The sequence below is a fragment of the Spirosoma areae genome, assembly GCF_054781775.1.
Window position 1 is genome coordinate 1 of sequence record NZ_BAAGTT010000058.1, and the last position, 531, is coordinate 531.

General features: G+C 52.5%; 2 protein-coding genes. Both read left to right on the top strand.

The genetic code is table 11. The features are described from left to right. Positions 1 to 197 (top strand): IS1-like element transposase (locus tag ACYVI1_RS32615; protein WP_460916037.1); only part of this gene is annotated, 197 nt, incomplete at its 5' end. Further along, positions 163 to 531, top strand: a 369-nt coding sequence (locus ACYVI1_RS32620; protein WP_460916039.1) for an IS1 family transposase, incomplete at its 3' end; no start/stop codon positions are given. The genes ACYVI1_RS32615 and ACYVI1_RS32620, both read left to right, overlap by 35 nt.

Here is a 531-nt window from a genome sequence, read left to right on the forward strand (position 1 = left end):
CGCAACGCTATCGTTGCTACGACTGCGGACGCACATTTGTCAAAACTTATTCCCGTAAAGCCTGCGATCCCAGCGTTCAGAAGCAGATTGTGCCAATGGTACTCAACGGAGCGGGCGTTCGTGACACCGCCCGCGTACTAGGTATTAACCGTAACACGGTCAGTGCCACCATTAAAAAAAAGTCAGCAGGTGCTTAACGTTCACCCCGCGTACGGCCATAAGAGCCTAACGCTTATTCTAAAAGTGGACGAGTCATGGTCATTTGTACAGGCTAAGAAGCATCCCCGCTGGCTGTGGTGGGTCGAAGATGCAGTAAGCGGGCAAGTGGTGGCTTTTGTCTTTGGCCGTCGCACTCACCACACGTTCCGTCGGTTGCTTTCCTTGCTCGAGTCGGCTCAAATTACGGTCAGTAAATGGATCACTGACGCGTGGTGGGCTTACTTCGACTGTCTGGATCAGCGATTGCGAATCGAAAGCAAGGCTCTTTTACAAAGTCTGGAACGCAAACACCTGACGTTGCGCACGCGCATC